Source organism: Hymenobacter cyanobacteriorum, assembly GCF_022631375.1.
Lineage (GTDB): Bacteria > Bacteroidota > Bacteroidia > Cytophagales > Hymenobacteraceae > Hymenobacter > Hymenobacter cyanobacteriorum.
On the sequence record NZ_JALBGC010000002.1, the window covers coordinates 843,696 to 865,659 of the forward strand.

Below are 21,964 nucleotides of genomic sequence, written 5' to 3' on the forward strand. Positions count from 1 at the left end.
CTGGGCCTGACAACTGACAACGACCAACTGACAACTAAAATGAAACTCGATATCCTGGCTCTCGGCGCGCATCCTGATGATGTAGAAATGTCCTGCACCGGCACGCTGCTGGCGGCCATGGCGGTGGGTAAGAAAGTAGGTATCGTCGATTTCACGCGGGGCGAGTTAGGTACGCGCGGCACACCTGCCACCCGGGCAGAGGAGGCGGCAGCTTCCAATAAAATTCTGGGTATTGATATCCGCGAGAACCTGGGAATGCCGGACGGTTTCTTCCGCAACGACCGGGAGCACCAGCTGCTGCTCATTGCGGCCATCCGGCGCTACCAGCCCGACGTGGTGCTGGCCAACGCCATCACCGACCGCCACCCTGACCACGGCCGGGCGGCCCAACTGGCCATTGATGCGTGTTTTCTGGCCGGCCTGCGCATGATTGAAACCCTCGGCGACGACGGCCAACCACAGGAAGCCTGGCGGCCCAAAAACGTATACCACTACATCCAGGACCGGCAGCTGCCGCCCGCTTTCGTGGTCGACATCACGCCGCATTGGGAGAAAAAGTGGGAAGCCATTCAGGCGTTCAAAACGCAGTTTTTCAACCCTGATTTGGATGCGCCGCAAACCTACCTTTCCAGCCAGGCCTTCGGCCGGTTTATGGAGGCGCGGGCGCGGGAGTTCGGCCACATCATCGGGGTGGAGTTTGGCGAAGGTTTCACGGTGGCGCGGCCGGTGGGCGTGCGCGAGGTAGGCGATTTGCTGTAGCAGCCCACCGGATTTGTTGCCCACGCCGCTGGGCAGTGCGCAGGTGGCGGCCTGCTTCCAGCGCGGCAGCGTGAAGAAAATCCAGCCCCTGCTCGATACCCTGGCCGCCATGTTCCTGGTGCGGCAGGTGGAAGGGGAGCGGGCGTATGTGGGGTAGAGAGACCTGCTAAAAGCAGCGCCTGGCCAGCAGTTTTATAAGCGTTTTCCGTCGTGTTGGCGCAAGCTTACGCCCGTCCAATCTGCCCAAGATGGGTATCCTTAAAGCCGGTGGCGTACTTCAGCCCGTAGCCCAGCACCCGGTCGAAGGCACTGTGGAACAACAGCACGGTGCCTGCCAGGAGCAGCAGCGGCTGCCCCAGCGCCCACCCGGCCAGGCCCACGGCTATTGCCAGCGCCTTGTGATGAAACAGGTTGTAGCTGGCAGTGCCCACCCGCGGCCCGGCCAGGTAGCCCAGCATGCTCAAATCGGGCAGTAAGAAGGTGGCGGGCAGCACCCACCAGGCATACGGCAGCTGGGCGAATACCACCACGGCCAACAGCATTTCGGCCAGTTCTTCGGTTTTCAGCAGGTTTTTCATGGGGGCAAAAAGGTTGGGTGAATGATGACCCAAAATTCCGACGGCCCCGTGCCCTTTCTCGTTAACAAAAGCTAAGAAATGCCGTCTGGTCGTGGGCATCTGGACAAAAAAAGACGTCCTGCCCACCACGCAGATTTCACCACTTTCCCGCTACTTTTTGCCGCTTCCCCGCGTCACCCGCGCCCGAATACGGCTTAGCGACACCGGTGTTATGCCCAGGTAGTTGGCCACCAGGTGCTGCGGAACACGCTCCAGAATCTTCGTTTTGCCGCTGCGCAGCAGGGCCAGATACCGCTCTTCGGGCGATAGGAGCAGCTGCTCCACCAGCCGGGCATCGGTGCCCAGGAGGTGGTACTCGGCCACGAGCCGGCCAAACCGCTCATACACCGGCCACTCGTCGTAGAGCCGCCGCAACACCGCGTAGTCGAACACCACCAGCTCGCAGTCCGTCAGCGCCTGGATGCTGAGCTGGCTGGGCTGCCCGGTGAGGCAGCCGGGGTAATCGCCCAGCAGGTGGTTTTCGAAGAAGAAGTAGGTGGTGCGCTCCTCGCCATCGGGCCGCGGGTAGTAGAGGCGGCAGGCGCCGTGCAGCAGCAGGGCCAGCTCGGGCCGCCGCTGCCCGGCCTCCACGAAGTGCGCCCCCCGCACCAAGTGCCACGGCCTCAGCGCCGCCGCCAGCGGGGCCCACTCGGCATCGCTAAGGCTGGGCACGAAGCGTTGGAGGTAGGTGCGGAGGGGGGGAAGCATGGGAGCGGCAAAAACCGGTTTCTATTTCATAAAAGTAACCAACCTGGAACCTTCGGGAGAAAGCGAATTCGTAACGTAGTGGGAAAAATAATTTGCCTGCGCGGAGCCGAGGTAGGTAAAATTTTGTCCTCATAGCATCACCTATCAAAACCGCCCCGGCCGCAAGCGCGGCCGGGGCGGTTTCTTATTCCAACTCCTGCGCCTACTTACCCGCCGCCGCATCTGGCTTCCCGCCGTGCCCCGCGTCCACTATCTCGCGGGCTTTGCGGTAGGCGGCTACCAGCTTCGGCAGGGCGCTTTCTAGGCTGAGTACGCGCACGTCGAACTTCTCGATGGCGCGGCGGGCGTCGCCGAGGTGGCGCACCGCATCGTCGCGCAGCAGGATTTCGGTAGTATAAGCTACTTATTGGAGCAATTGATACCTCCTTCACTCGCCCATCAGCGTAAGCACCAGCGCCCGCTGGCCGCCGTGGTCGCGGTGCTCGCCCAGGTAAATGCCCTGCCAGGTGCCCAGCGCCAGCCGCCCGTTCATGACCGGGATGCTGACGCTGCTGCCCAGCAGCGCGGCTTTCAGGTGAGCCGGCATGTCGTCGGGGCCTTCGGAGTTGTGGCGGAAGTAGGGGGCGTTTTCGGGCGCCGTTCGGTTGAAAAACTGCTCGAAGTCTTGGCGTACTGTGGGGTCGGCATTCTCATTGAGGCACAAACTGGCCGAGGTGTGCTGAATGAACACGTGGAGTAAGCCCGCTCGCACCCGCGCCAGCTCGGGCAGCTCCTGCAGCACGTACTCGGTGATGAGGTGGAAGCCCCGGCGCATGGCCGGCAGCCGCAGCTGTTTCTGAAAAACCATTGGTGCAACGTTGGAAATACGGTAAGCATACGGGACGCGTCCCTACCAGTAGGCATCGGTAGGTGAATACCGCAGCCCAGGCCACATCGGTTTCGCCAGACGCTACTGGCTGCATCGTACCAGCAGCGCGCCTGCCGGCTGGCATACATGCTTATTACGGTCGGGCTCCTGCAACTAAAGGAAATATTTCCCCGTTGTCAGGGAAATATTTCCCATATTTGGGTAAGAATTCATTTCACATCCCTATGACTGCCACCGCCACCGCACCCGCCGCCGTGTATTCGCCCGCCCTGCGCGGCCTGCAAGCCACCGTGGCCGATTCCTTCGCCCTCGTGATGGAGGCCCGCACCGGCGTGCCGGCCAAAATCGCCTTCGACGTGGCTGCCCTCCTCAAGCTCAGCGCCGACGAGCTGGCCGCCCTGCTGCACACCACCACCAAAACCCTGCGCGCCTACCGCGAAGGCAAGAAGCGCCTCGGCCCCGCCGCCAGCGAGCAAATCCTCAAGCTGCTGGCCCTCGCCCGCCAGGGCGAAGAAGTATTCGGCGCCCTGCCCGCCTTCCGCCGCTGGCTCGACAAGCCCGCCTACGGCCTCGACAACCAGCCCCCGCTCGCCCTGCTCGAAACCAGCGGCGGCATCGACCTGGTAGCCGACGAAGTCGACCGCATTGCCTACGGCGACTTTGCCTGATTCGGTTTAGTTGTCAGTTATTCGTTGTCGGTTGTCAGCAAGTTCTGGCAAATTCGGCAACAGAACCCTGACAACTGACAACGAACAACCGACAACTAAACCGCAGTGGAAATCTACCGCATCTGCCTGGCCAAATACGCCGGTGAGCTTGTCGCCTCCGGTAACCCCGGCCGCTGGAACCTGCGCGGCCAACTGGTCATCTATACCGCCGGCAGCCGCGCCCTGGCCTGCCTCGAAAACGTAGTGCACCGCAGCGGCGAGGGCCTCAACAGCCTCTTCAAAGTCGTCCGCATTGACGTGCCCGACACCCTGCCCATCGAAGAGCTACCCCTGGCCCAAATGCCGCCCGAGTGGCAACTGCCGCGCCACTATGCCCGCTGCCAGCCCCTGGGCGCCGCCTGGTACCAGCGCCAGACGGCGGCCATCCTGCGGGTGCCGTCGTCCATCATCGCCCACGAGCATAACTACGTGCTCAACACCCGCCACCCGGATTTCGCGCAGGTGAAGATTGTGGGCTGGGAGGATTTCGAGTTTGACCCGCGCATTAAGCAGGATGAACCGTAGGCTCTCGCTCCATTATCCTGACAAAACTTAAAAAGGCAGAAGCACCGCACGTTATATAGGAAAGTCTGCCAAAAAAGAAAGCTTGGCTAATGCAGCCAGGCTTTCTTTTTAAGCGTGATAAAGGCGTTACCGCACCCCCAGCCGGTTCCGCCGCCAGCCCGACGAACCCTCCGCGCCAGCCGTTTCGCCAGTGGCGGCAGCGGCTTTGGGTTTCTTCTCGCTGAGCAGCATGGCAGCCAGCGCGGCGGCTACTTTGGCCGTGGCCTCGTCCGGCGCGGCGGGGGCGAGGGTGGTGGGCGTGAAATGGTCCTTGATGAAGTTCGTATCGAAGTCGCCGCTCACGAAGGCGGGGTGCGTCAGCACGTAGCGGCCGAAGCCCAGCGTGGTTTCGATGCCCGTGATTTGATACTCCTCGATGGCGCGCAGCATGCGGGCAATGGCCTCAGCGCGGTCGGCCCCGAAGGTAACCAGCTTGGCAATCATCGGGTCGTAGTAAATCGGGATGTCCATACCCTGCTCGAAGCCGTCATCCACGCGCACGCCGGGGCCCTGGGGGCGCACGTAGGTGGTCAGGGTTCCGATGTCGGGCAGGAAGTTGTTTTGCGGGTCTTCGGCGTACACGCGCAGCTCCAGGGCGTGGCCAGTGATGGTGAGGTCGGCCTGCGAGAAGGCGAGGGGCTCGCCCTGGGCCACTTTAATTTGCTCCTTCACCAGGTCGAGTCCGGTGATTTGCTCCGTCACGGGGTGCTCCACCTGCAGGCGGGTATTCATCTCTAGGAAATAGAAGTTACGCTTATCATCGAGCAGAAACTCCACGGTACCGGCGCCGGTGTAGTCGCAGGCGCGGGCCACGTCCACGGCGCACTGGCCCATGCGGGCGCGCAGCTCGGGCGTGAGCACGGAGGAGGGCGCTTCCTCAATCACCTTCTGGTGGCGGCGCTGGATGCTGCACTCGCGCTCAAACAGGTGCACAATATTGCCATGCTCGTCGCCCAATACCTGAATTTCGATGTGGCGCGGGCCGGTCACGAACTTCTCAATGAACACCGCCCCATCGCCAAACGCCGACACGGCCTCATTAATGGCCAGCTGCATCTGCTCCTCAAACTCGTCGGCATTATTAACAATGCGCATTCCCTTGCCGCCACCGCCGGCCGATGCCTTGATGAGGATGGGAAAACCCACTTCTTCGGCAATGCGCTTGGCCTCGGCCACGTCCGAAATGGCTTCGGCCGTGCCCGGCACCAGCGGAATATTATAGGCCAGCACCGCCTGCTTGGCCGAGAGCTTGTCGCCCATGATTTCCATGGCCTCGGGTGAGGGACCCACGAAAATCAGGCCTGCCTCGCGCACGGCGCGGGCAAAACCGGCATTCTCCGACAGGAAACCGTAGCCGGGGTGAATTGCGTCGACGCCCAACGCTTTGCAGACTCCCAGAATCTTGTCGCCGCGCAGGTAGCTGTCTTTCGAGGCGGGCGGGCCCACGCACACGGCCTCGTCGGCGTAGCGCACGTGCAGGGCGTTGCGGTCGGCTTCGGAGTAGATGGCCACGGTGGCAATGCCCATTTCCTTGGCCGAGCGCAATACGCGCAGGGCAATTTCGCCCCGGTTGGCGACGAGCAGCTTGGTGATTTTTTTCATGCGGGTGGGAGGGAAGTCGGGAGGAAGATTGGGGATTCGTTAGACGGTCATGCAGAGCGCAGCGAAGCATCTTTACCGCTCGATGTAATCCAATCGATGGGTTTACTTACTTCGGGCAAGATGCTTCGCTACGCTCTGCATGACCGCCTTATTACATGCAACGCATCAAAAGCGCCCACAAAGAAACTGCGAAACCGGGCCCCGCCGGCAAACCCAACAGGCATTACCCGGTTATTAAGCCCAAATTATGCACATCGGCGGCCTATGGCTACCTTTGTGGTTGGGCCTGTTGGGAGTTAGCTTAAAAACTCCTTAACGGCCGTTTCAGCGCGTTACATCACCACCTCATTCCCGTTTTTTCAGTGGATATTTTCGACCGGATTTCGGCGAACCGCGGCCCGCTTGGCTCGCACTCGCACTACGCCCACGGCTACTTCACCTTCCCCAAGCTCGAAGGTGAAATCAACCCCCGCATGCAATTCCGCGGCAAAACGGTGCTGACCTGGAGCCTGAACAACTACCTGGGCCTGGCCAATCACCCCGAAGTGCGGCAGGCCGACATCGACGGCGCCACCGACTACGGCATGGCTTACCCGATGGGTGCCCGCATCATGAGCGGCAACTCGACCAACCACGAGCGCCTCGAAAATGAGCTGGCCGACTTCGTGCACAAGCCCAGCGCCCTGCTCCTCAACTTTGGCTACCAGGGCGTGGTGAGCATCATCGACGCGCTGGTGGGCCGCCACGACGTGATTGTGTACGACGCCGAGTCGCACGCCTGCATCATCGACGGCGTGCGCCTGCACCAGGGCAAGCGCTTCGTGTTTCCGCACAACGACATTGCCAACCTCGAAAAGCAACTTGAGCGCGCCAAGCGCATGACCGACGAAACCGGCGGCGGCATTCTGGTGATTACCGAAGGCATGTTCGGCATGTCGGGCAACCTCGGCAAGCTGCGCGAAATCGTGGAACTGAAGAAGAAATTCGACTTCCGCATCTTCGTCGACGACGCGCACGGCTTCGGCACGCTGGGCCCCACGGGCGCCGGAACGGCCGAACATTTGGGCTGCACCGAGGGCGTAGACCTGATTTTTTACACCTTCGCCAAGAGCATGGCCAGCATCGGCGCGTTCGTGGCCGGGCCCGAAAGCGTTATTGAATATTTGCGTTACAACATGCGCAGCCAGATTTTCGCCAAATCGCTGCCCATGCCCCTCGTAATCGGCGCGCTGAAGCGCCTGGAGCTGATTCGCAACCACCCCGAGTACCGCGAAAACCTCTGGACCGTGGTGCGCGCCCTGCAAAGCGGCCTAAAGGAAAAAGGCTTCAACATCGGCACCACCGAATCGCCGGTGACGCCCGTGTTCCTGAACGGCGAAATTCCCGACGCAACGGCCCTAACCTTCGATTTACGCGAGAATCACGGCATTTTCTGCTCCATTGTGGTGTATCCGGTGGTGCCCAAGGGCGTGATTATGCTGCGCCTGATTCCGACGGCCGTGCACACGCTGGCCGACGTGCAGGAAACGATTGCAGCCTTTGAAACCGTGGCCACCAAGCTCGACAAAGGCCTTTACAGCAAAGCGCCCGCCGCGCAGCAAACGGCCTAAAACAGCCCGCCAAGGCACATTGCGCCGGCTGCCCGCGAGGGTAACCGGCGCTTTTGTTTTTGAACAATTCTAAGCTAAGGGCTTTAGCGCTACTCGCTGCAAATGGGGTTTTTCAAGTCAAAATCGGCCTCTGAAAGCAGGGGAGGGGGTTTTTAAAAAAATGGGAAAAAGTTGCTTGCATTTGAAATCCCTGTATATTAGGGCCGGCTTAACACCACCAACCATTCATTTTTCACCCCCAAACCACAACCCCCAATGAACAATTTCAGCAAACTGAAAGACCTCGTGATGTCGCTCGAAGACGATTTCTCGAAATTCTACGACAAGCAGAACGCCGCTGCCGGCACCCGCGTGCGCAAAGGCATGCAGGAGCTGAAGACGATGGCTCAGGAGTTCCGCACCGAGGTACAGAACACCAAGAACTCGGCTGCTGCTTCGGCCGCTCCGGCTGCTAAAAAAGCGGCTCCGGCTGCCAAGAAGGCTGCTGCTCCGGCCGCTGCCAAGAAGGCTGCTCCTGCCAAGAAGAAGTAATCACGGATTCGTCGGATTCTTTCCGGATTCGAGGGATTTTGTAGATAACGAAAAAGGCCCCGCTTTTTGGCGGGGCCTTTTTTTGTGGGGTGTATTTGAACAGGTAGGGTGCGGGGCTAGCCCCCGCCCGTCATCTGCCAGAACCGTTGTTACGGCGGGCGGGGGCTAGCCCCGCACCCTACACCAGTTCCACCAGGAAGTAGTTCTTCTTGCCTTTCTGCACCACGAGGTACTTATCGGCCAGGTGTTTCAACGCGGCCACTGGCGCATCGGGCGCGGCTACTTTCTCGCGGTTGATGCTCACGCCGCCGGCCTGAATCATTTTGCGGGCTTCGCCTTTGGAGGGGAAGATTTTGTGCAGGGTGAAGTCGCTCAGGAAAGTGGCAGCGTTGAGCTCGGTCATTTCATCGCGCAGCACGCGCAAGTGCGGTACGCCGGCGAATACATCGAGCAGGGTGGCTTCGTCGAGCGAGGCGAGGTCGCCGCCGCCGAAGAGAACCTGCGAGGCAGCAATGGCGGCTTCGGTGGCTTCGGCCGAGTGTACGCGGGTGGTGACATCGGCGGCCAGGGCTTTCTGCAGGATGCGCAAGTGCGGGGCGGCCGCATGCTCGGCTTCGATGGCTTCGATTTCTTCCTTACTCAGCAGCGTGAACACTCGGATGAGGCGCGGCGCATCGGCATCGGCCGAGTTCAGGAAGAACTGGTAGAACTGGTAGGGCGAGGTGAGTTTGGGGTCGAGCCAGACGGTGCCGGTTTCGGACTTGCCGTATTTGGTGCCGTCGGCTTTGGTGATGAGCTGGCCGGTGAGGGCGTAGGCTTTGGCTTCGCGCTCGTCGGCGTTGGCGAGGCGGCGGATGAGCTCGGTGCCGGTGGTGATGTTGCCCCACTGGTCGCTGGCGCCCATTTGCAGGGTGCAGCCGAGGGTTTTGTTGAGGTGCACGAAGTCGTAGCCCTGCAGCAGCTGGTAGCTGAACTCGGTGTAGCTGATGCCGCTGCTGTCGCCGTCCTCGCCGCCGCCGATGCGGCGCTTCACCGAATCCTTGGCCATCATGTAGTTTACCGTGAGGTGCTTACCTACCTCGCGCAGAAACTCCAGGAAACCGAAGTTTTTGAACCAGTCGTAGTTGTTCACCACCAGCGCGCCGGTGGGGCCTTCGGTGAAGTCCAAGAACTTCTCTAATTGGGCCTGAATGCCGGCCTGGTTGTGGCGCAGGGTGGTTTCGTCGAGCAGATTGCGCTCGGCCGACTTGCCGCTGGGGTCGCCAATCATGCCGGTGGCGCCGCCCACGAGGGCCAGCGGGCGGTGGCCGGCGCGCTGCAGGTGCACCAGCAGCATGATGGTGGCCAGGTTGCCGATGTGCAGCGAGGCGGCCGTGGGGTCGAAGCCGATGTAGCCGGTGATGGGCGCGTTAGCGGCGAGGTGTTCAGCGGTGCCGGGCATGGCGTCGTGAAACATGCCGCGCCAGGTCAGTTCTTCAATCAGGGACATGGAATTGTCGGGACTTAGGGTCTTGGGGACTTAAGGACTTGGTTTTGGGTATGCGCCCGAAAACCGGCCACTATTAATAAGTAGGCAAAGGTAGGGCGGGGGGTAGGCAAGGCCTAATTTTGCGGCCGGGTCGAAACCAAGTCCCCAAGTACCCAAGACCCCAAGTCCCTTTCCCATGCCCCAACTCGAAGCCGACACGATACTTAAGCAGCTGCAGCAGCGGCAGTTTCAGCCCGTGTATTTTTTGCAGGGCGAGGAGCCGTACTACATCGATGTGGTGGCCGACCTGATTGAAAAAACGGCCCTGGCCGAGCACGAGCGCAGTTTCAACCAGGTGGTGGTGTATGGCAAGGACGTGGACGTAACGGCCATTCTGGGTCAGGCCAAACGGTTTCCAATGATGGCCGAGCGCAGCGTCGTCATCGTGAAAGAAGCCCAGACGGTGGCCGACCTGGAGCAGGAGCGGAGCTGGCCTTTTCTGGAGGCCTACCTGAAAAACCCGCTGCCGAGCACCGTGCTGGTGTTCTGCTACAAGCACAAAATGCTGGACTCGCGCAAGAAGCTGGGCAAGCTGCTGGCGGGCAAAGACTCGCCCGCCGTGCTGATGACCAGCAAGAAGCTCTACGACAACCAGGTGCCGCAGTGGCTCACGGCCAACGTGCGCAGCCGCGGCCAGCAGATAACCGGGCAGGCTACCGCTATGCTGGCCGAGTACATCGGGGCCGATTTGGGCCGGCTGGCTAATGAGGTCGACAAGCTGACGCTGAACCTGAAGCCCGGCCAGCCCATCGACGAGGAACTGGTGCAGCGCATGGTGGGCATCAGCAAGGACTACAACATCTTCGAGCTACAGAAGGCGCTGGTGCAGCGCGACATCCTCAAGGCCAACCGCATTCTCGCCTACTTCGCCGCCAACCCCAAGGCCAACCCGCTCATTCCGAATCTGACGCTGCTGTTTAACTTCTTCAGCAAGCTGCTGGTGCTGCACCAGGCCGGCCCCAACCCGCCCGATGGCGTGTTCAAGAGCCTGGGCATCATGAATAGCTTTGCCCAGAAAGAGTACCAGCAGGCGCTGCGCGTGTTCCCGGCCGAGCGGGTGGTGGGCCTGATTCACTCCATCAGAAGGGCCGATGCGCAGAGCAAGGGCATCGAAAGCGGCTCGATGGACGACGCCGAAATTCTGCGGGAACTGGTGTGGCTGATTCTGCACAACGTGCCGGCTGGGGTGCTGCAATAACGCTTGGGGCCGACGCGCCGTACAAGGCGGGTATTTCACCCTAATTTGGTTTCACTCATGAGCGATTCTCCTAGCGGCACCTTCGGGGGCCTTCTTTCCGGCCTGTTCGGCGGCCGTACCAACGACGATGGCAGCCGCGCCTCCGGCTCTACTTCGGGCAAACTGGTCAAAGGCGCTTTGCTGGCGGCCGGTGCTGCCTATCTATACAAGCGCTACAAGGCCGGCAATTTGAACGTGCCGGGCATCGCGCCCAAGCAATAAACTGGCGTCAGCCGGTTTAGAAAAAGCCCCGCCAACGGTTGTTGGCGGGGCTTTTTTATTGATTCAAAGACTCACTACTGCTCTGTTCAGTGCGTGGAGGGCATTATGAGTGTTTGATAGAGCAAGCACCTACCGCACGGGCGGCACCGGATACTTCTCAAATAAAGCTGCTACGGCGTCATCAATGCGCTTGGTGAGTTTGGCTGCATTGGGGGTGAGAATGCTTTTCACGGCTCCTTGCCAGATGAGTTCCTGGTGGGCCGCGTCGACTACTTCCACTGTTGCGGTCCCTTCCTCGTAGTGGCCCACTACCACGTCCTGGCTCTGCCAGTGGTAGTTGCGCTGGCCAATATAAAGCGGCGCATCGCGCAGGGTGGTTTCACGGGTTTGCACCTTGTCCTGGGTCACCACGCCGATGTTCACCAGCAGGTCAGGCGAATCGGACTGCTGGTAGCCGCGCCGCTGCATTTCGTGGCTGATGGCTTGCTTAAGGGTTTCGATGCCCGTGCCCAGACCCTGGAAAGCGGCCCCGTTGCGGGCGGTCACATCCATAAAATTATAGGTTTTGTAGGCGCGGAAATCTACGTTTGGCTTTTGCTCGGTGCGCTGGACCTGTTCGGAAGCACAAGCTGTGAGGCCCAATAAGAGTGCAAGAAGCAAGGTTTTCATAAGCAATGGGTGATGCGTTGACTGCGTACGTATACGCCCGGCGATGCCGGGAGGCTGGGGGCGGCTTATTAGCGCGGCATATTAGTGAAGCAGCCAAGCCAGGCCGACCATGTTTTAGGTGCAGTTGTGAACTCCTGGCAGCCACTAAATGGGGGACAGATATGACCATGTCATAACCCTAAAGTGACGGCATTACGGCAATGAAAACCGGCCTTTCCACGTTGCCGGGGCAACCTACGGGCATTTATCGCTACTTTTGGCGAGTTCCCGGGCCCGGTGCGGCCCTCCACGCAAGGACATTTCATGAAGCTATTCCCGAGGCTGGCGCTGGCCGCCGCCCTGAGCGCCGCTGCCCCCGTGGCCGCCTACGCCCAGCAAACCCAGGTTTTTGCCGCCGACGAACGGCACTTTCAGGAAGGATTGGAGCTGTTTGACCGCGGCCAGTACGGGGCCGCCCAGGAAGCCTTTCGGGCCTACCTGGCCATTGAGCCGGTGCGCGCCGGCCAGGCCGGCCCCGCCGCCACCGACCGCACCGCCGACGCCGAGTACTACTACGCCGTGAGCGGCCTCTACCTTTCGCACCCCGATGCCGAGGGCCTGATTCTGGATTTCGCCGCCCACCACCCGGCCCACCCGCGCGCCGCCGTGGCTTACTTCGAGCTGGGCAAGTTCTACTTCGACCAGAAGAACTACGAGGCTGCCATTCGCTACTTCACCAAGGTAGCGCCCGACAACCTGAGCAACGACCAGCGCGCCGAGTCCGATTTCAAGCTGGCCTACAGCTACTTCGAGCAGAAAGACTACGAGAAAGCCCGTCTGCTGTTTGACCGCAATAAGCAGGTACAGAGCCAGTACAAGTACGCCAGCTCGTACTACGCCGGCTACCTGGCTTACCGCGCCGGCGACTACGCCGCCGCCCGCACCGACCTGAGCGTGGCCGAGCAAAACGACGCCTACAAGCCCGTGGTGCCGGCCATCATGACGCAGATTTACTACAAGGAAGGCAACTACGACGGCCTGATTGCCTACGCCGGCAAGGCCCTGCAGCAGACCCCGCCGCCGCAGAACGCCGACGAAATCCAGTTGCTGCTCGGCGATGCCTACTATCAGAAGGAGCAATACAAGGAGGCCGCCGAGAACTTCGACAAGTACGCCGTGCTGCACAAGGGCCGCATCGAGCCCGCGCTACAGTACAAGATTGGCTTTGCCAACTACAAGATGGGCGACTTCAAGGGGGCCATTGCCAGCCTGAAGAACGTGGCCGTGCTGCGCGACTCGCTGGGCCAGAATGCCGCCTACCATTTGGGCCTGAGCTACATCCAGACGGGCCAGAAGCGCGAGGCCGTGACGGCCTTCGAAGCCGCTCGCCAGAGCACCTTCGACAAAGCTGTGGCCGAAAACGCCACTCTGAAACTGGGTCAGGTGCAGTACGAGCTGGGCAACCTGCCCGAAACCATTGCTGTGCTGCGCGATTTCCGCAAGCGTTTCCCGCGCTCGAAAAACCAGCCGGTGGTGGACGACTTGCTGAGCAATAGCTTCCTATCGAGCACCGACTACGCCCAGGCGCTGGCTTACCTCGAAGGCATCGACGACCGCAGCGACAAGCTGAACGCCACCTACCAGCGCGTAGCTTACGCCCAGGCCGCCACGCTCTACAACAACGGCAACTATGCCCAGGCGCTGCCGCTGCTGGATAAGTCGCTGAAATTCCCGGCCGACGACGGCCTGCGCGCCGCCGCCCAGGTGCTACGCGGCGAGATTTTCAGCGTGGGCCAGCAGTATCCCGATGCCATCACGGCCTACGCCGCGGCTGCCCGCTCGGCCCGGCAGGGTGGCGTGAGCCCCGAGGAAGCCGACTTCGAGCAGAAGGCCCGCTACGGCCTGGGCTACGCCTACTACAACACCAAGCAGTACGACCGCGCCCGCTCGCAGTTCCAGGCCTTCCTGAACGACACCGACGCCAAGCCGTCGGACATCAACTATTACGATGCTACTCTGCGGCTGGCCGACACCTATTACGTCGCCAAAACCTACCCGCAGGCCCTCACGCTGTACGACAAAGTCATCCAGGCCAATGCGGCCGACAAAGACTACGCCTACTACCAGAAGGGCCGCACGCTGGGCGCTATGGGCCGCCGCGACGAAGCCAGCAGCACCCTGGCCGCGCTGCTCAAAACCAGCCCCAACTCGCGCTACGCCGAAGACGCCGTGTTCCAGCAAGCCCAGCTTTCGTTTGAGGCGGGCGACTACCAGCCGGCCGCCACGGGCTTCTCGAAGCTGATTGATAATCGGCCAAACAGCCCGCTCATTCCGCAGGCGCTGCAGAAGCGCGGCGTGTCCTACGCCAACCTGGAACAGCAGGACAAGGCCGTGGCCGACTTCCAGCGCGTGCTCACCGAGTATCCGCGCAGCGAGGCCGCTTCGCAGGCCCTGTACAGCCTGCAGGAAAGCCTCACCGCCCTCGGCCGTACCGAAGAGTTCGATGCCGCACTGGCCGGCTTCAAAGCCCAGAACCCCGACAGCAAGGCCACCGAGAGCGTGGAATTCGAAGCCGCGAAGTCGCTGTATCTGGCTGAGAAATACCAGCCCGCCATTCTGCGCCTGGAGTCGTACTTGAAGCAGTACCCGCAGTCGGCGCTGGGTGCGGATGCCCGGTTCTTCCTGGCCGATTCGTACCTGAAAACCGGTGACCGTCAGCAGGGCCTGACCCGCCTGCGCGCCGTGGTGGAAGAGGGCAAATCGGAGTTTGTGAACCGCGCCGTGGGCCGCCTGGCTGACCTGGAGTTCGAGAATAAGAATTACGCCGCCGCCGCCAAGCTTTACGAGCGCCTGCGCGGGGCCAGCACCAACCGCCGCGAAGTGGCCAACGCCACCCTCGGCCAGATGCGCAGCCTGTTTGAAAGCGCTGACTACGCCGGCACCCGCCGCGTGGCCGAAGAGCTGCGCGCCCAGGCCGGCGCCACCGCCAACGCCACCAACGCCGCGTTGCTCTACCTCGGCAAAGCCAGCCTGCGCACCGACCAGCTCGACCAGGCCGCCACCGAGCTGACAGCCGCCGTAGCCGCCGCGCCCAACGATATCAACGGGGCCGAAGCCCAGTATTACCTGGCCGAAACTTTCTTCAAGCAGAAGAAAAACGACGAAGCCAAAGCCGCCGCGCTCAAGCTGAACTCCGATTTCAGTAACTACTCGCTGTGGCTGGGCCGCGCTTTCCTGCTGGTGGCTGACATCTACGCCTCGGAGGGCGACAACTTCCAGGCCCGCGGCACGCTGAACTCGCTTATCGACAACAACTTCCCGGTGCCGGAGGTGCTCGAAGCCGCCAAGCAGCGCCTCAAAACGCTGGGCGCCGACCAGCCCGATGAAGCCACCGAGCCGGCCCCCACCAAAAAGCCCCCGGTGAAAGCCCCCGTGAAAGCGCCAACCAAGGCCCCGGCCAAAACCGCCGCCCCGGCCACCACTAAGCCGGCTACCACCCCGGCTAAGGGCAAAACCGCCGTGCCTCGCACCAACCTGCGCGGCAACACCACCGCCCCGGCCGACACCACCCAACGCTAGCCGCGGTGCCTCTTATCATTGAAAACTCCCTGCTGATGAAGCGTTTGTCGATACTTACCTCTCCAACCATTCCGCGTTCGGGCGCGGGCCTGGTGCTGGCCGCCGTGCTGGCCAGCGGCCTGACCCCCGCCGCGGCCCAGGCGCAGCCCACCAAAAAGCGCACCGGCCAGATTGAGGAAGCCGAGATTGAGATTGTGAAGGAACGGGTGAACCAGCTGCCCGAAGCCACCCGCAACTACGAGAAAATCAAGTTGCCCGCTCCGCCCAAAGTCGAGCGCAAGGTGGCCTACACCTTCCCCGATTTTCGCCTGCCCGCCAACCGCCTAGCGCCGTCGGTGAAGGTGCTCACCATCCGGGCCGAGGAGCCCACGCCGCTCACCGGCAACTTCGTAAAGGCCGGCATCGGCAACTACGGCACGTTCTATGGGCGCGGCTATTTCCACAGCACTCGTAACACCGACCACGCCTACGGCCTTGATATCAAGCACATCAGCTCCATTCAGGGTGCCGTTGACGGGACGAATTCACGCATGTCGGAAACCAGCGCTCACCTTATGGGCGAGCTATATCGAGGCACCGGTGCTTTCGGAGCCACCCTGGATTTCGGCCACGAGCGGTACAACTTCTACGGCTACGAGAAAGCATCAAATGAACCTGACCCGCTTAAAAGGCCTCCAGCGCCCAAGTCGGCCGATATCAAGCAGACGTTCAACCGCTTTGCGGTGAAAGCTTACGCCCACAACCGCGACCCCGAGCAGCAACTCACCTACGATGCCGGCATCGGCTACCGCTACTGGGCCGACAACTTCGCGGCCTCCGAAAACGACGTGCGGCTGAACGCCAAAGTCGGCTATGCCCTCGGCGAATCAAGCCGTTTGACCCTGGCCGCCGACGCCTCTTTTATTTCGGACAAGGACCAAGCCGCGCCCACCACGGGCACGCCCAATCCGGCCTCGCTCACCCGCTTGCGCACGTTCGTGCAGGCCACGCCGGCCTATGAATTCCTGAAAAATAACATTGCCGTGACGGTGGGCGCTACGCTAGGCTACTCCAGCGACACGACTACCAACGTGAGCAAGGCCGTGGCGTACCCGGCCATCCGGCTGGGCTACACCGTCGAGCCCGAGAAATTTATGGTGTACGCCGGCCTCGGCGGCGCGCTACAGCGCGTGACGCGCTACGACCTGAGCACCGAAAACCCCTGGCTGAACCGCGGCCTGAACGTGGCCGACACCCACCGCGGCCCCACCATCTACGCCGGCTTCACTTCGACGCCGGCCCGGGGGCTGGAGTTCAACGCCCGCGCCACCTACGCCCGCGACCGCAACCTGTACTTCTACCTCAACAACCCCGTCGACCCCACGCGCTTCGACCTCGTGTATGACCGCCAGGCCACCGGCGTGCTCAACGTCCACGGTGAATTGCTCTATAACGCCGCCGAGAAATTCCGCCTCGGCACGCGGATGGACTATAATAAGTACGCCCTCAAAAACCTGCCGCTGCCGTTTCACCGGCCCGAATTTCAGGGCTCGGTGTTCGGCACCTACAATGTGTTCGATAAGCTGATGGTGGGCGTAGAAGGCTATTTCTACGCCGCCAGCTATGGCATCAGCTACCGGTCGGCGACCGCGACGAACCCCGTCCGCACCGCCGATTTCTACCGCGCCACCGACCCGATTATCGACCTCAATCTGCGCGCAGACTACCGCATTACGCCAAAAATATCCATCTTTGCAATGGGTAACAACCTCGTCAACCGTCAATACCAGCGCTTCTACGGCTACCCGGTGAAGGGTATTAACGTAATTGGCGGGGCTACTTATACGTTTTAAATTTTGGCTCTTAGGGACTTGGGGTCCTGGGGACTTGGTTTTTTACCGGTCGCTTCCCTTCAACCAAGTCCCCAAGACCCCAAGTCCCTAAGTCCCCAAAATGCACCTCGCCGACCACATCCGCCCATTGCTCCGTGACCACGACTGCGTGATTATTCCGGACTTTGGCGGACTCGTGGCCGATATCTCGCCAGCCCGCGCCCAGCCCGGCCGCCAGGCCCTAAGCCCGCCCACCAAACTCGTCGCCTTCAACCAGGCGCTGACCCGCAACGACGGCCTGCTCGTGGATGCCCTGAGCCAGCACCTGGGCCTGCCCATTGCCGAAGCCCGCGAGCGCGTGCGCGCCGCCGTGGCCGGCCTGCAACAGGAGCTCGACGAGAGCAACCGCACCGAATTGCCGGGCATCGGCATTTTCCGCCGCGCTGCCGGCCGGGGCCTGTCGTTTGAGTACACCGGCACCGATAACCTACTCGCCGCCTCGTTCGGGCTGCCGGAACTGGCCGCCCGCCCCGTGCGCGTCGGCGACAGCCGCAAGCTGCCGCAGCCGGTGCTGCGCGGTGCGCGCACCCGGCTGGGTCGTTTTGTGCCGGCCGGCGTCATCGCCGTAGCCGTGAGCCTGCTGCTACTCGCCAACTATCAGGTGGCGCTAAAAGCCGGCTACCTGCCCACCGCTCTGCGCACTTCGGTGCCAAAATGGGAATGGGCCCAGCGCCACGCCGAAACGGTCGCCGTCGTAACTACGGAACCCCAGCAAGCTGCCTTGGGCCAGCACGATTTCGGCACGGCCAATGCCGAAGCGTCCGAAGGACTAACTCCTATTAGCGCAGCCCCAACTGCAGTGCCCGAAATGGCTGCCACCAACGATTCTACCGGCACACCGGTGCGCAAAGTGCCCGTGGTGCGCGCCGAAACCGGTACGAATCCTGCGCCAACTGCCTCCAGTGCAGCCGCGCCGGAAGTAGCTGAAGCGCCCGCCGAATCGGTGGCGCCGGCTCCGGTAGCGGCAGTAGTCGCTGCTCCGCGCAAAGCCGCCGTTGCCAATAGCAGCACAATTAAAACCCCCACGGGACGTTTCTACGTTGTTGCCGGAGCTTACACCTCCCTGGCGCGTGCTGAGCAGGGCCGCCGCAACCTGCTGCATGCCGGGCACCCGGCCCGCATCATCCTGCCGCATTTTGGTACGCGCCTGTTCCGCCTCACGGCCGGCGACTATGCCGACCAGGCTTCGGCCCAGCGCGAAGCTCAGCGCCTGCGCGTGAGCACGCACTGCGACTATATTACGCTGAAATATTAACCGACCGCATGTCCGTATTCCTCCTGCAAGTGGTTCCCGCCGCTGCCGATACCCTCAATACCGCCGCCACTGCTGCCCCCATCGCCTCCACCGACGTTCCGGTTATCGACCTGCTGATGCGGGGGGGCTTGATTATGATTCCGCTGGTGGCCCTGTCGCTGCTCTCGCTCTACATCATTCTCGAACGCTACTTCACCATCCGCAAGGCCGCCGGCGACCCGGAGTCCTTCATGGCCAACATTCGCGCCCTCATGGTGAAGGGCGACCTGGCCGGGGCCAAGCTGCTCTGCGCCCAAACGGCCTCGCCGCTGGCCCGCATGGTTGAGAAAGGCCTGCGCCGCATCGGCCTGCCGCTAAAGGAAATTGAAACCAGCGTCGAGAACGTGGGCAAGATTGAAATTGCCCGCCTCGAAAAGAACATCAGCATCCTGGGCATTATCGCCGGCATCGCGCCGATGATTGGCTTCGTGGGCACGATTATCGGCGTTATCAAGATTTTCTACGCCATCGCCGCCACCAAGGAATTTGGTATTCCGCAGGTGGCCGACGGCCTCTACGTGAAGCTCGTAACCTCGGCCACCGGCCTCATCGTCGGCATCATTGCCCACGTGGGCTACCACTGGCTCAGCATCCTGGTTGAACGCATGGTGTTCCGTATGGAAAACTCGGCCATCGAGTTCATGGACATCCTGCAGGACAATTAGTTTTTTAGCTGTTAGCCGAAAGCTGTTAGCTGTTAGCTTTTTCTGAAAGTAGCAAGTAATGGCGAGACGAGCTAACAGGTATCAGCTTTCAGCTAATAGCTAACCCATGAATCTTTCCCGCCGTCACCGCCTCACGTCGCACGTCGAAACCGGGGCTATGAACGACATCATGTTCTTCCTGATGTTGTTCTTCCTGATTGCCTCCACGCTGGTAAACCCCAACGTTATCAAGCTGTTGCTGCCGAATGCTAAATCGAGCAAGCAGGTAATGAAGCAGCCCATCACCATTTCGGTGGATGCGGCCGGCACCTACTTCGTGAACAAGAAACCGGTAAATCCGGCTTCCGTCGAGCCAGAGCTGGTGGCTCTGATTGGCCCGAGCACGCCCACCACCGAGCAGCCTACCGTGGTGCTGCGCGTCGATAACTCGTTGAACGTGCAGAAGCTGGTGGATATTCTGGAAATTGGCAACCGCCTCAAGCTGAAAATGGTGATGGCCACGCAAGCCCAGCAGGCGGCCGGCAAATAAGCAGGAGTGAGGAACGGGAAGAAGCTTATTTTGTTGATTACCCGTATTCTTCATTGCTCATTCTTCATTCCTCATTGAAAAAATGGCCATTGACTATCCCGAGCCGCACCGCCGCCAGGCCCTGATTGGCACCCTGGCGGTACACGGGCTGCTGCTGCTGCTGTTTTTGTTCACGCACTTTAGCGGGCCCAACCCGCCGCTGGCCACTTTAGGCGGCGATGGCGTAGAGCTGAACTACGGCCTCGATGAAGCCGGCTCGGGCGATATCCAGAGCATGGCCCCGGCCAACGACTCGCCCAACCGCGAAGACAGCCGCCCGCCCAAAGCCAGCCCCGACCCGCAGCCGCGCCCCGTGGCCACGTCCACGCCCGACCCTACGCCGCCTTCGCAGGAAAAAATCATCACCAGCGATGCCGAGGAAAGCCCGGTATCGGAAACCCCGGTTGAAACGCCCGCGCCGCCCAAGGAAGAAGTGAAGCCCGCGCCCCGCGTGTCCCGCAAAGTAGCCGTGACTTTTGCGCCCAAAGGCAGCGCCACCGGCGGCGGCAACGGCGTGAACGGCACCAACAGTGCACCCACCGGCAACAACAACGGCGACCGCCCCGGCAGCACCGGTGACCAGGGCGACCCCAACGGCTCGCTCGATGCCAAAGCTCTGTACGGCGCGGCCGGCCGCGGCGGCACCGGCAGCAGCCCCGGCAGCGGCGGCCTGGAGATGAGCGGCTGGCGCTTCGACCGGCAACCGGTAGTCGAAGCCATCGATGATAACTCGGGCGTGGTGCGCTTCAAAATCAAGATTTCTTCCGATGGCGAAGTGGAGGCCGTGACCAAGGTGTCTGGTAACGTGTCGCCGGCCCAGGAGAAGCTTTGCCGCGACAAGCTGCTCGATGCCAACTTCGTGAAAACGAACAGCGCCGCCGGCGGGGCTACCGGTTTCTACACCTTCAAATTCTCGGTCCGCTAAACAAGGGACCAACCCGAAAAAGGCCCGCGACTAGCATTCAAGTCGCGGGCCTTTTTGTTGGCGGCTGGCCCGCGGCGCTGTAATTTGGGCCTTTCAACCGGTTAAATTCCTTCACGCTGTGACGTATTCTGAAACGCTTGCCTACCTCTACGACCAACTGCCCATGTTTCAGCGGGTGGGGGCGGCGGGCTTCAAAAAAGGGCTGGGCAATACGCTGGCGCTGGCCGAAGCGCAAGGTCACCCCGAGCGCGGCTTCCGGAGCGTGCACGTGGCGGGTACCAACGGCAAGGGCAGCAGCTCGCACCTGTTGGCGGCAGTGTTGCAGGCGGCGGGCTACAAAGTTGGTCTATACACCTCGCCGCACCTGCGTGAGTTTACCGAACGCATTCGGGTGAACGGGCGCGAGCTGGCCCCGGACTACCTGGTGGCGTGGGTGGCGCGGTGGCGGCCGTTGTTTGAGCAGGTGCAGCCGTCGTTTTTCGAGATGTGCGTGGCGCTGGCCTTTTCCTACTTTGCCGAGCAACGCGTGGATGTGGCCGTGGTGGAAGTGGGGCTGGGCGGGCGCTTCGATTCCACGAACATCATCACGCCGTTGGTGTCCCTCATCACCAATATCAGCCTCGACCACCAAGCGCTGTTGGGCAACACGCTGCCCGAAATTGCTGGCGAGAAGGCCGGCATCATAAAGCCCGGCGTGCCTGTGGTGGTGAGCCAGACGCAGCCAGAGGTAGCCGACGTGTTTCGACGCGAAGCGGCCGGCCAGCTGGCCCACCTGGTTTTTGCCGATGACATTTACCAGGCCAGCTTCACCGCCGAAGCCGACCCCGAAACCGGCCTGCGCCCACTGGCGCTGCGCCAGCACGGCCGCCCGTACCTGCCCAACGCCGAACTGGCCCTGCCCGGCGACTACCAACAGCTGAACCTGCCCGGCGTGCTGGCTACGCTGGACGAGCTGCGGGCCCAGGGTTTCCGCATCACCGAAGCGGCCGTGCGCGCCGGCCTGCGCCAAGTAACGCAGCTCACCGGCCTGCGCGGGCGCTGGAGCGTGCTGGGGCGTCGCCCGTTTGTGGTGTGCGATACGGGCCACAACGCGGCGGGGCTAAAAATGGTGATGAGCCAGCTGCAGCGCGTGCCGCACGAGCGGTTGCATCTGGTCATCGGCACCGTGAACGACAAGGACGTGCCCGCCATGCTGGCCCTGCTGCCCGCTGAGGGCATCTTTTACTTTTGTGCGGCCCGTATTCCGCGGGCACTGCCGGCCGATGAGCTGGCCGAAATGGGCCGGCAGGCCGGGTTGCAAGGCGAAGCCTATGAGTCGGTTGCGGCGGCCGTGGCGGCGGCGCAGGCGGCCGCCGGGCCCGCTGACGCGGTGTTTATTGGCGGCAGCACGTTTGTGGTGGCCGAGGTGGATGCGCTGTATGCCGAGGCTTAAGCGTCGGGTGGCGTAATTTTGGGGCTGGC

Annotated in this window: 21 protein-coding genes and 1 pseudogene; 15 read left to right on the top strand and 7 right to left on the bottom strand. The window is 61.8% G+C overall.

Annotation, left to right across the window (positions count from 1 at the left end):
* The first annotated feature begins 39 nt into the window (after positions 1–39).
* Both bshB1 and MON38_RS08725 read left to right on the top strand, forming a co-directional pair.
* Positions 40–759, top strand: coding sequence for a bacillithiol biosynthesis deacetylase BshB1 (gene bshB1, locus MON38_RS08720; protein WP_241935769.1), 720 nt, complete (start codon positions 40–42; stop codon positions 757–759).
* Between the two features lie 13 nt (positions 760–772).
* A complete protein-coding gene (locus MON38_RS08725) occupies positions 773–916 on the top strand; it encodes a hypothetical protein (RefSeq protein WP_241935770.1) in 144 nt (47 codons plus the stop codon).
* A 67-nt stretch (positions 917–983) separates the two neighbouring features.
* Here the strand turns inward: MON38_RS08725 and MON38_RS08730 are convergent, their stop codons facing one another.
* The 4 genes from MON38_RS08730 to MON38_RS08745 all read right to left on the bottom strand — a co-directional run bounded on the left by MON38_RS08730 (position 984) and on the right by MON38_RS08745 (position 2,931).
* Positions 984–1,337 (bottom strand): DUF4260 domain-containing protein, encoded by a 354-nt coding sequence (locus MON38_RS08730; RefSeq protein ID WP_241935771.1) that lies wholly within the window; start codon positions 1,335–1,337, stop codon positions 984–986.
* 150 nt (positions 1,338–1,487) lie between these two features.
* The gene (locus MON38_RS08735) at positions 1,488–2,084 is read right to left on the bottom strand and encodes a Crp/Fnr family transcriptional regulator (protein ID WP_241935772.1); all 597 of its coding nucleotides are present in this window, start codon (positions 2,082–2,084) and stop codon (positions 1,488–1,490) included.
* Positions 2,085–2,286: 202 nt separating this feature from the next.
* Positions 2,287–2,448 carry a hypothetical protein gene (locus MON38_RS08740; RefSeq protein WP_241935773.1) on the bottom strand — a complete coding sequence of 54 codons (162 nt, stop codon included), beginning with the start codon at positions 2,446–2,448 and terminating at the stop codon, positions 2,287–2,289.
* Between the two features lie 63 nt (positions 2,449–2,511).
* Complete coding sequence (locus MON38_RS08745; RefSeq protein WP_241935774.1) at positions 2,512–2,931, bottom strand: secondary thiamine-phosphate synthase enzyme YjbQ; 420 nt, start codon at positions 2,929–2,931, stop codon at positions 2,512–2,514.
* Positions 2,932–3,176: 245 nt separating this feature from the next.
* On the opposite strand from MON38_RS08745, the gene parS reads away from it, so the two are divergent.
* Together parS and MON38_RS08755 are read left to right on the top strand one after the other, a co-directional pair.
* Positions 3,177–3,620, top strand: coding sequence for a type II RES/Xre toxin-antitoxin system antitoxin (gene parS, locus MON38_RS08750; protein ID WP_241935775.1), 444 nt, complete (start codon positions 3,177–3,179; stop codon positions 3,618–3,620).
* Positions 3,621–3,725: 105 nt separating this feature from the next.
* Entirely contained in the window at positions 3,726–4,184 is a 459-nt protein-coding gene (locus MON38_RS08755; RefSeq protein WP_241935776.1) for an RES family NAD+ phosphorylase, read from the top strand.
* 126 nt (positions 4,185–4,310) lie between these two features.
* On the opposite strand, the gene accC is transcribed toward MON38_RS08755, so the two are convergent.
* A complete protein-coding gene (gene accC / locus MON38_RS08760; RefSeq protein ID WP_241935777.1) occupies positions 4,311–5,825 on the bottom strand; it encodes an acetyl-CoA carboxylase biotin carboxylase subunit in 1,515 nt (504 codons plus the stop codon).
* 362 nt (positions 5,826–6,187) lie between these two features.
* Between accC and MON38_RS08765 the strand changes: the two genes are divergently transcribed.
* Together MON38_RS08765 and MON38_RS22850 are read left to right on the top strand one after the other, a co-directional pair.
* Entirely contained in the window at positions 6,188–7,435 is a 1,248-nt protein-coding gene (locus tag MON38_RS08765; RefSeq protein ID WP_241935778.1) for an aminotransferase class I/II-fold pyridoxal phosphate-dependent enzyme, read from the top strand.
* Between the two features lie 255 nt (positions 7,436–7,690).
* Positions 7,691–7,861: pseudogene (locus tag MON38_RS22850) on the top strand (histone H1); the annotation flags it as partial.
* A 283-nt stretch (positions 7,862–8,144) separates the two neighbouring features.
* Here MON38_RS22850 and tyrS read toward each other — a convergent pair.
* A complete protein-coding gene (gene tyrS / locus MON38_RS08775) occupies positions 8,145–9,455 on the bottom strand; it encodes a tyrosine--tRNA ligase (RefSeq protein WP_241935780.1) in 1,311 nt (436 codons plus the stop codon).
* Positions 9,456–9,630: 175 nt separating this feature from the next.
* On the opposite strand from tyrS, the gene holA reads away from it, so the two are divergent.
* Positions 9,631–10,692 (top strand): DNA polymerase III subunit delta, encoded by a 1,062-nt coding sequence (holA, locus tag MON38_RS08780; protein ID WP_241935781.1) that lies wholly within the window; start codon positions 9,631–9,633, stop codon positions 10,690–10,692.
* Between the two features lie 57 nt (positions 10,693–10,749).
* Positions 10,750–10,953 (top strand): hypothetical protein, encoded by a 204-nt coding sequence (locus MON38_RS08785; protein ID WP_241935782.1) that lies wholly within the window; start codon positions 10,750–10,752, stop codon positions 10,951–10,953.
* Positions 10,954–11,082: 129 nt separating this feature from the next.
* Here the strand turns inward: MON38_RS08785 and MON38_RS08790 are convergent, their stop codons facing one another.
* Positions 11,083–11,622 (bottom strand): DUF4136 domain-containing protein, encoded by a 540-nt coding sequence (locus MON38_RS08790; RefSeq protein WP_241935783.1) that lies wholly within the window; start codon positions 11,620–11,622, stop codon positions 11,083–11,085.
* A 303-nt stretch (positions 11,623–11,925) separates the two neighbouring features.
* On the opposite strand from MON38_RS08790, the gene MON38_RS08795 reads away from it, so the two are divergent.
* The 7 genes from MON38_RS08795 to MON38_RS08825 all read left to right on the top strand — a co-directional run bounded on the left by MON38_RS08795 (position 11,926) and on the right by MON38_RS08825 (position 21,935).
* A complete protein-coding gene (locus MON38_RS08795; protein ID WP_241935784.1) occupies positions 11,926–15,180 on the top strand; it encodes a tetratricopeptide repeat protein in 3,255 nt (1,084 codons plus the stop codon).
* A gap of 5 nt (positions 15,181–15,185) precedes the next feature.
* Positions 15,186–17,012, top strand: a complete 1,827-nt coding sequence (locus tag MON38_RS08800) for a TonB-dependent receptor (RefSeq protein WP_241935785.1) — start codon at positions 15,186–15,188, stop codon at positions 17,010–17,012.
* Between the two features lie 100 nt (positions 17,013–17,112).
* The gene (locus tag MON38_RS08805; RefSeq protein WP_241935786.1) at positions 17,113–18,306 is read left to right on the top strand and encodes an HU domain-containing protein; all 1,194 of its coding nucleotides are present in this window, start codon (positions 17,113–17,115) and stop codon (positions 18,304–18,306) included.
* 8 nt (positions 18,307–18,314) lie between these two features.
* Positions 18,315–19,010, top strand: a complete 696-nt coding sequence (locus tag MON38_RS08810; protein ID WP_241935787.1) for a MotA/TolQ/ExbB proton channel family protein — start codon at positions 18,315–18,317, stop codon at positions 19,008–19,010.
* A 106-nt stretch (positions 19,011–19,116) separates the two neighbouring features.
* Positions 19,117–19,539 carry an ExbD/TolR family protein gene (locus MON38_RS08815; protein WP_241935788.1) on the top strand — a complete coding sequence of 141 codons (423 nt, stop codon included), beginning with the start codon at positions 19,117–19,119 and terminating at the stop codon, positions 19,537–19,539.
* Positions 19,540–19,621: 82 nt separating this feature from the next.
* Positions 19,622–20,503 (top strand): hypothetical protein, encoded by an 882-nt coding sequence (locus tag MON38_RS08820; RefSeq protein ID WP_241935789.1) that lies wholly within the window; start codon positions 19,622–19,624, stop codon positions 20,501–20,503.
* Positions 20,504–20,621: 118 nt separating this feature from the next.
* Positions 20,622–21,935 (top strand): bifunctional folylpolyglutamate synthase/dihydrofolate synthase, encoded by a 1,314-nt coding sequence (locus MON38_RS08825; RefSeq protein ID WP_241935790.1) that lies wholly within the window; start codon positions 20,622–20,624, stop codon positions 21,933–21,935.
* Positions 21,936–21,964: the final 29 nt, after the last annotated feature.

Excerpts from the sequence above, each read along its gene's own strand:
- MON38_RS08810 (WP_241935787.1), top strand. The coding sequence starts at position 18,315 with ATGTCCGTATTCCTCCTGCAAGTGGTTCCCGCCGCTGCCGATACCCTC.
- holA (WP_241935781.1), top strand. The coding sequence starts at position 9,631 with ATGCCCCAACTCGAAGCCGACACGATACTTAAGCAGCTGCAGCAGCGG.
- tyrS (WP_241935780.1), bottom strand. The coding sequence starts at position 9,455 with ATGTCCCTGATTGAAGAACTGACCTGGCGCGGCATGTTTCACGACGCC.
- MON38_RS08815 (WP_241935788.1), top strand. The coding sequence starts at position 19,117 with ATGAATCTTTCCCGCCGTCACCGCCTCACGTCGCACGTCGAAACCGGG.
- accC (WP_241935777.1), bottom strand. The coding sequence starts at position 5,825 with ATGAAAAAAATCACCAAGCTGCTCGTCGCCAACCGGGGCGAAATTGCC.
- bshB1 (WP_241935769.1), top strand. The coding sequence starts at position 40 with ATGAAACTCGATATCCTGGCTCTCGGCGCGCATCCTGATGATGTAGAA.
- MON38_RS08735 (WP_241935772.1), bottom strand. The coding sequence starts at position 2,084 with ATGCTTCCCCCCCTCCGCACCTACCTCCAACGCTTCGTGCCCAGCCTT.
- parS (WP_241935775.1), top strand. The coding sequence starts at position 3,177 with ATGACTGCCACCGCCACCGCACCCGCCGCCGTGTATTCGCCCGCCCTG.
- MON38_RS08745 (WP_241935774.1), bottom strand. The coding sequence starts at position 2,931 with ATGGTTTTTCAGAAACAGCTGCGGCTGCCGGCCATGCGCCGGGGCTTC.
- MON38_RS08785 (WP_241935782.1), top strand. The coding sequence starts at position 10,750 with ATGAGCGATTCTCCTAGCGGCACCTTCGGGGGCCTTCTTTCCGGCCTG.
- MON38_RS08795 (WP_241935784.1), top strand. The coding sequence starts at position 11,926 with ATGAAGCTATTCCCGAGGCTGGCGCTGGCCGCCGCCCTGAGCGCCGCT.
- MON38_RS08820 (WP_241935789.1), top strand. The coding sequence starts at position 19,622 with ATGGCCATTGACTATCCCGAGCCGCACCGCCGCCAGGCCCTGATTGGC.
- MON38_RS08730 (WP_241935771.1), bottom strand. The coding sequence starts at position 1,337 with ATGAAAAACCTGCTGAAAACCGAAGAACTGGCCGAAATGCTGTTGGCC.
- MON38_RS08805 (WP_241935786.1), top strand. The coding sequence starts at position 17,113 with ATGCACCTCGCCGACCACATCCGCCCATTGCTCCGTGACCACGACTGC.
- MON38_RS08790 (WP_241935783.1), bottom strand. The coding sequence starts at position 11,622 with ATGAAAACCTTGCTTCTTGCACTCTTATTGGGCCTCACAGCTTGTGCT.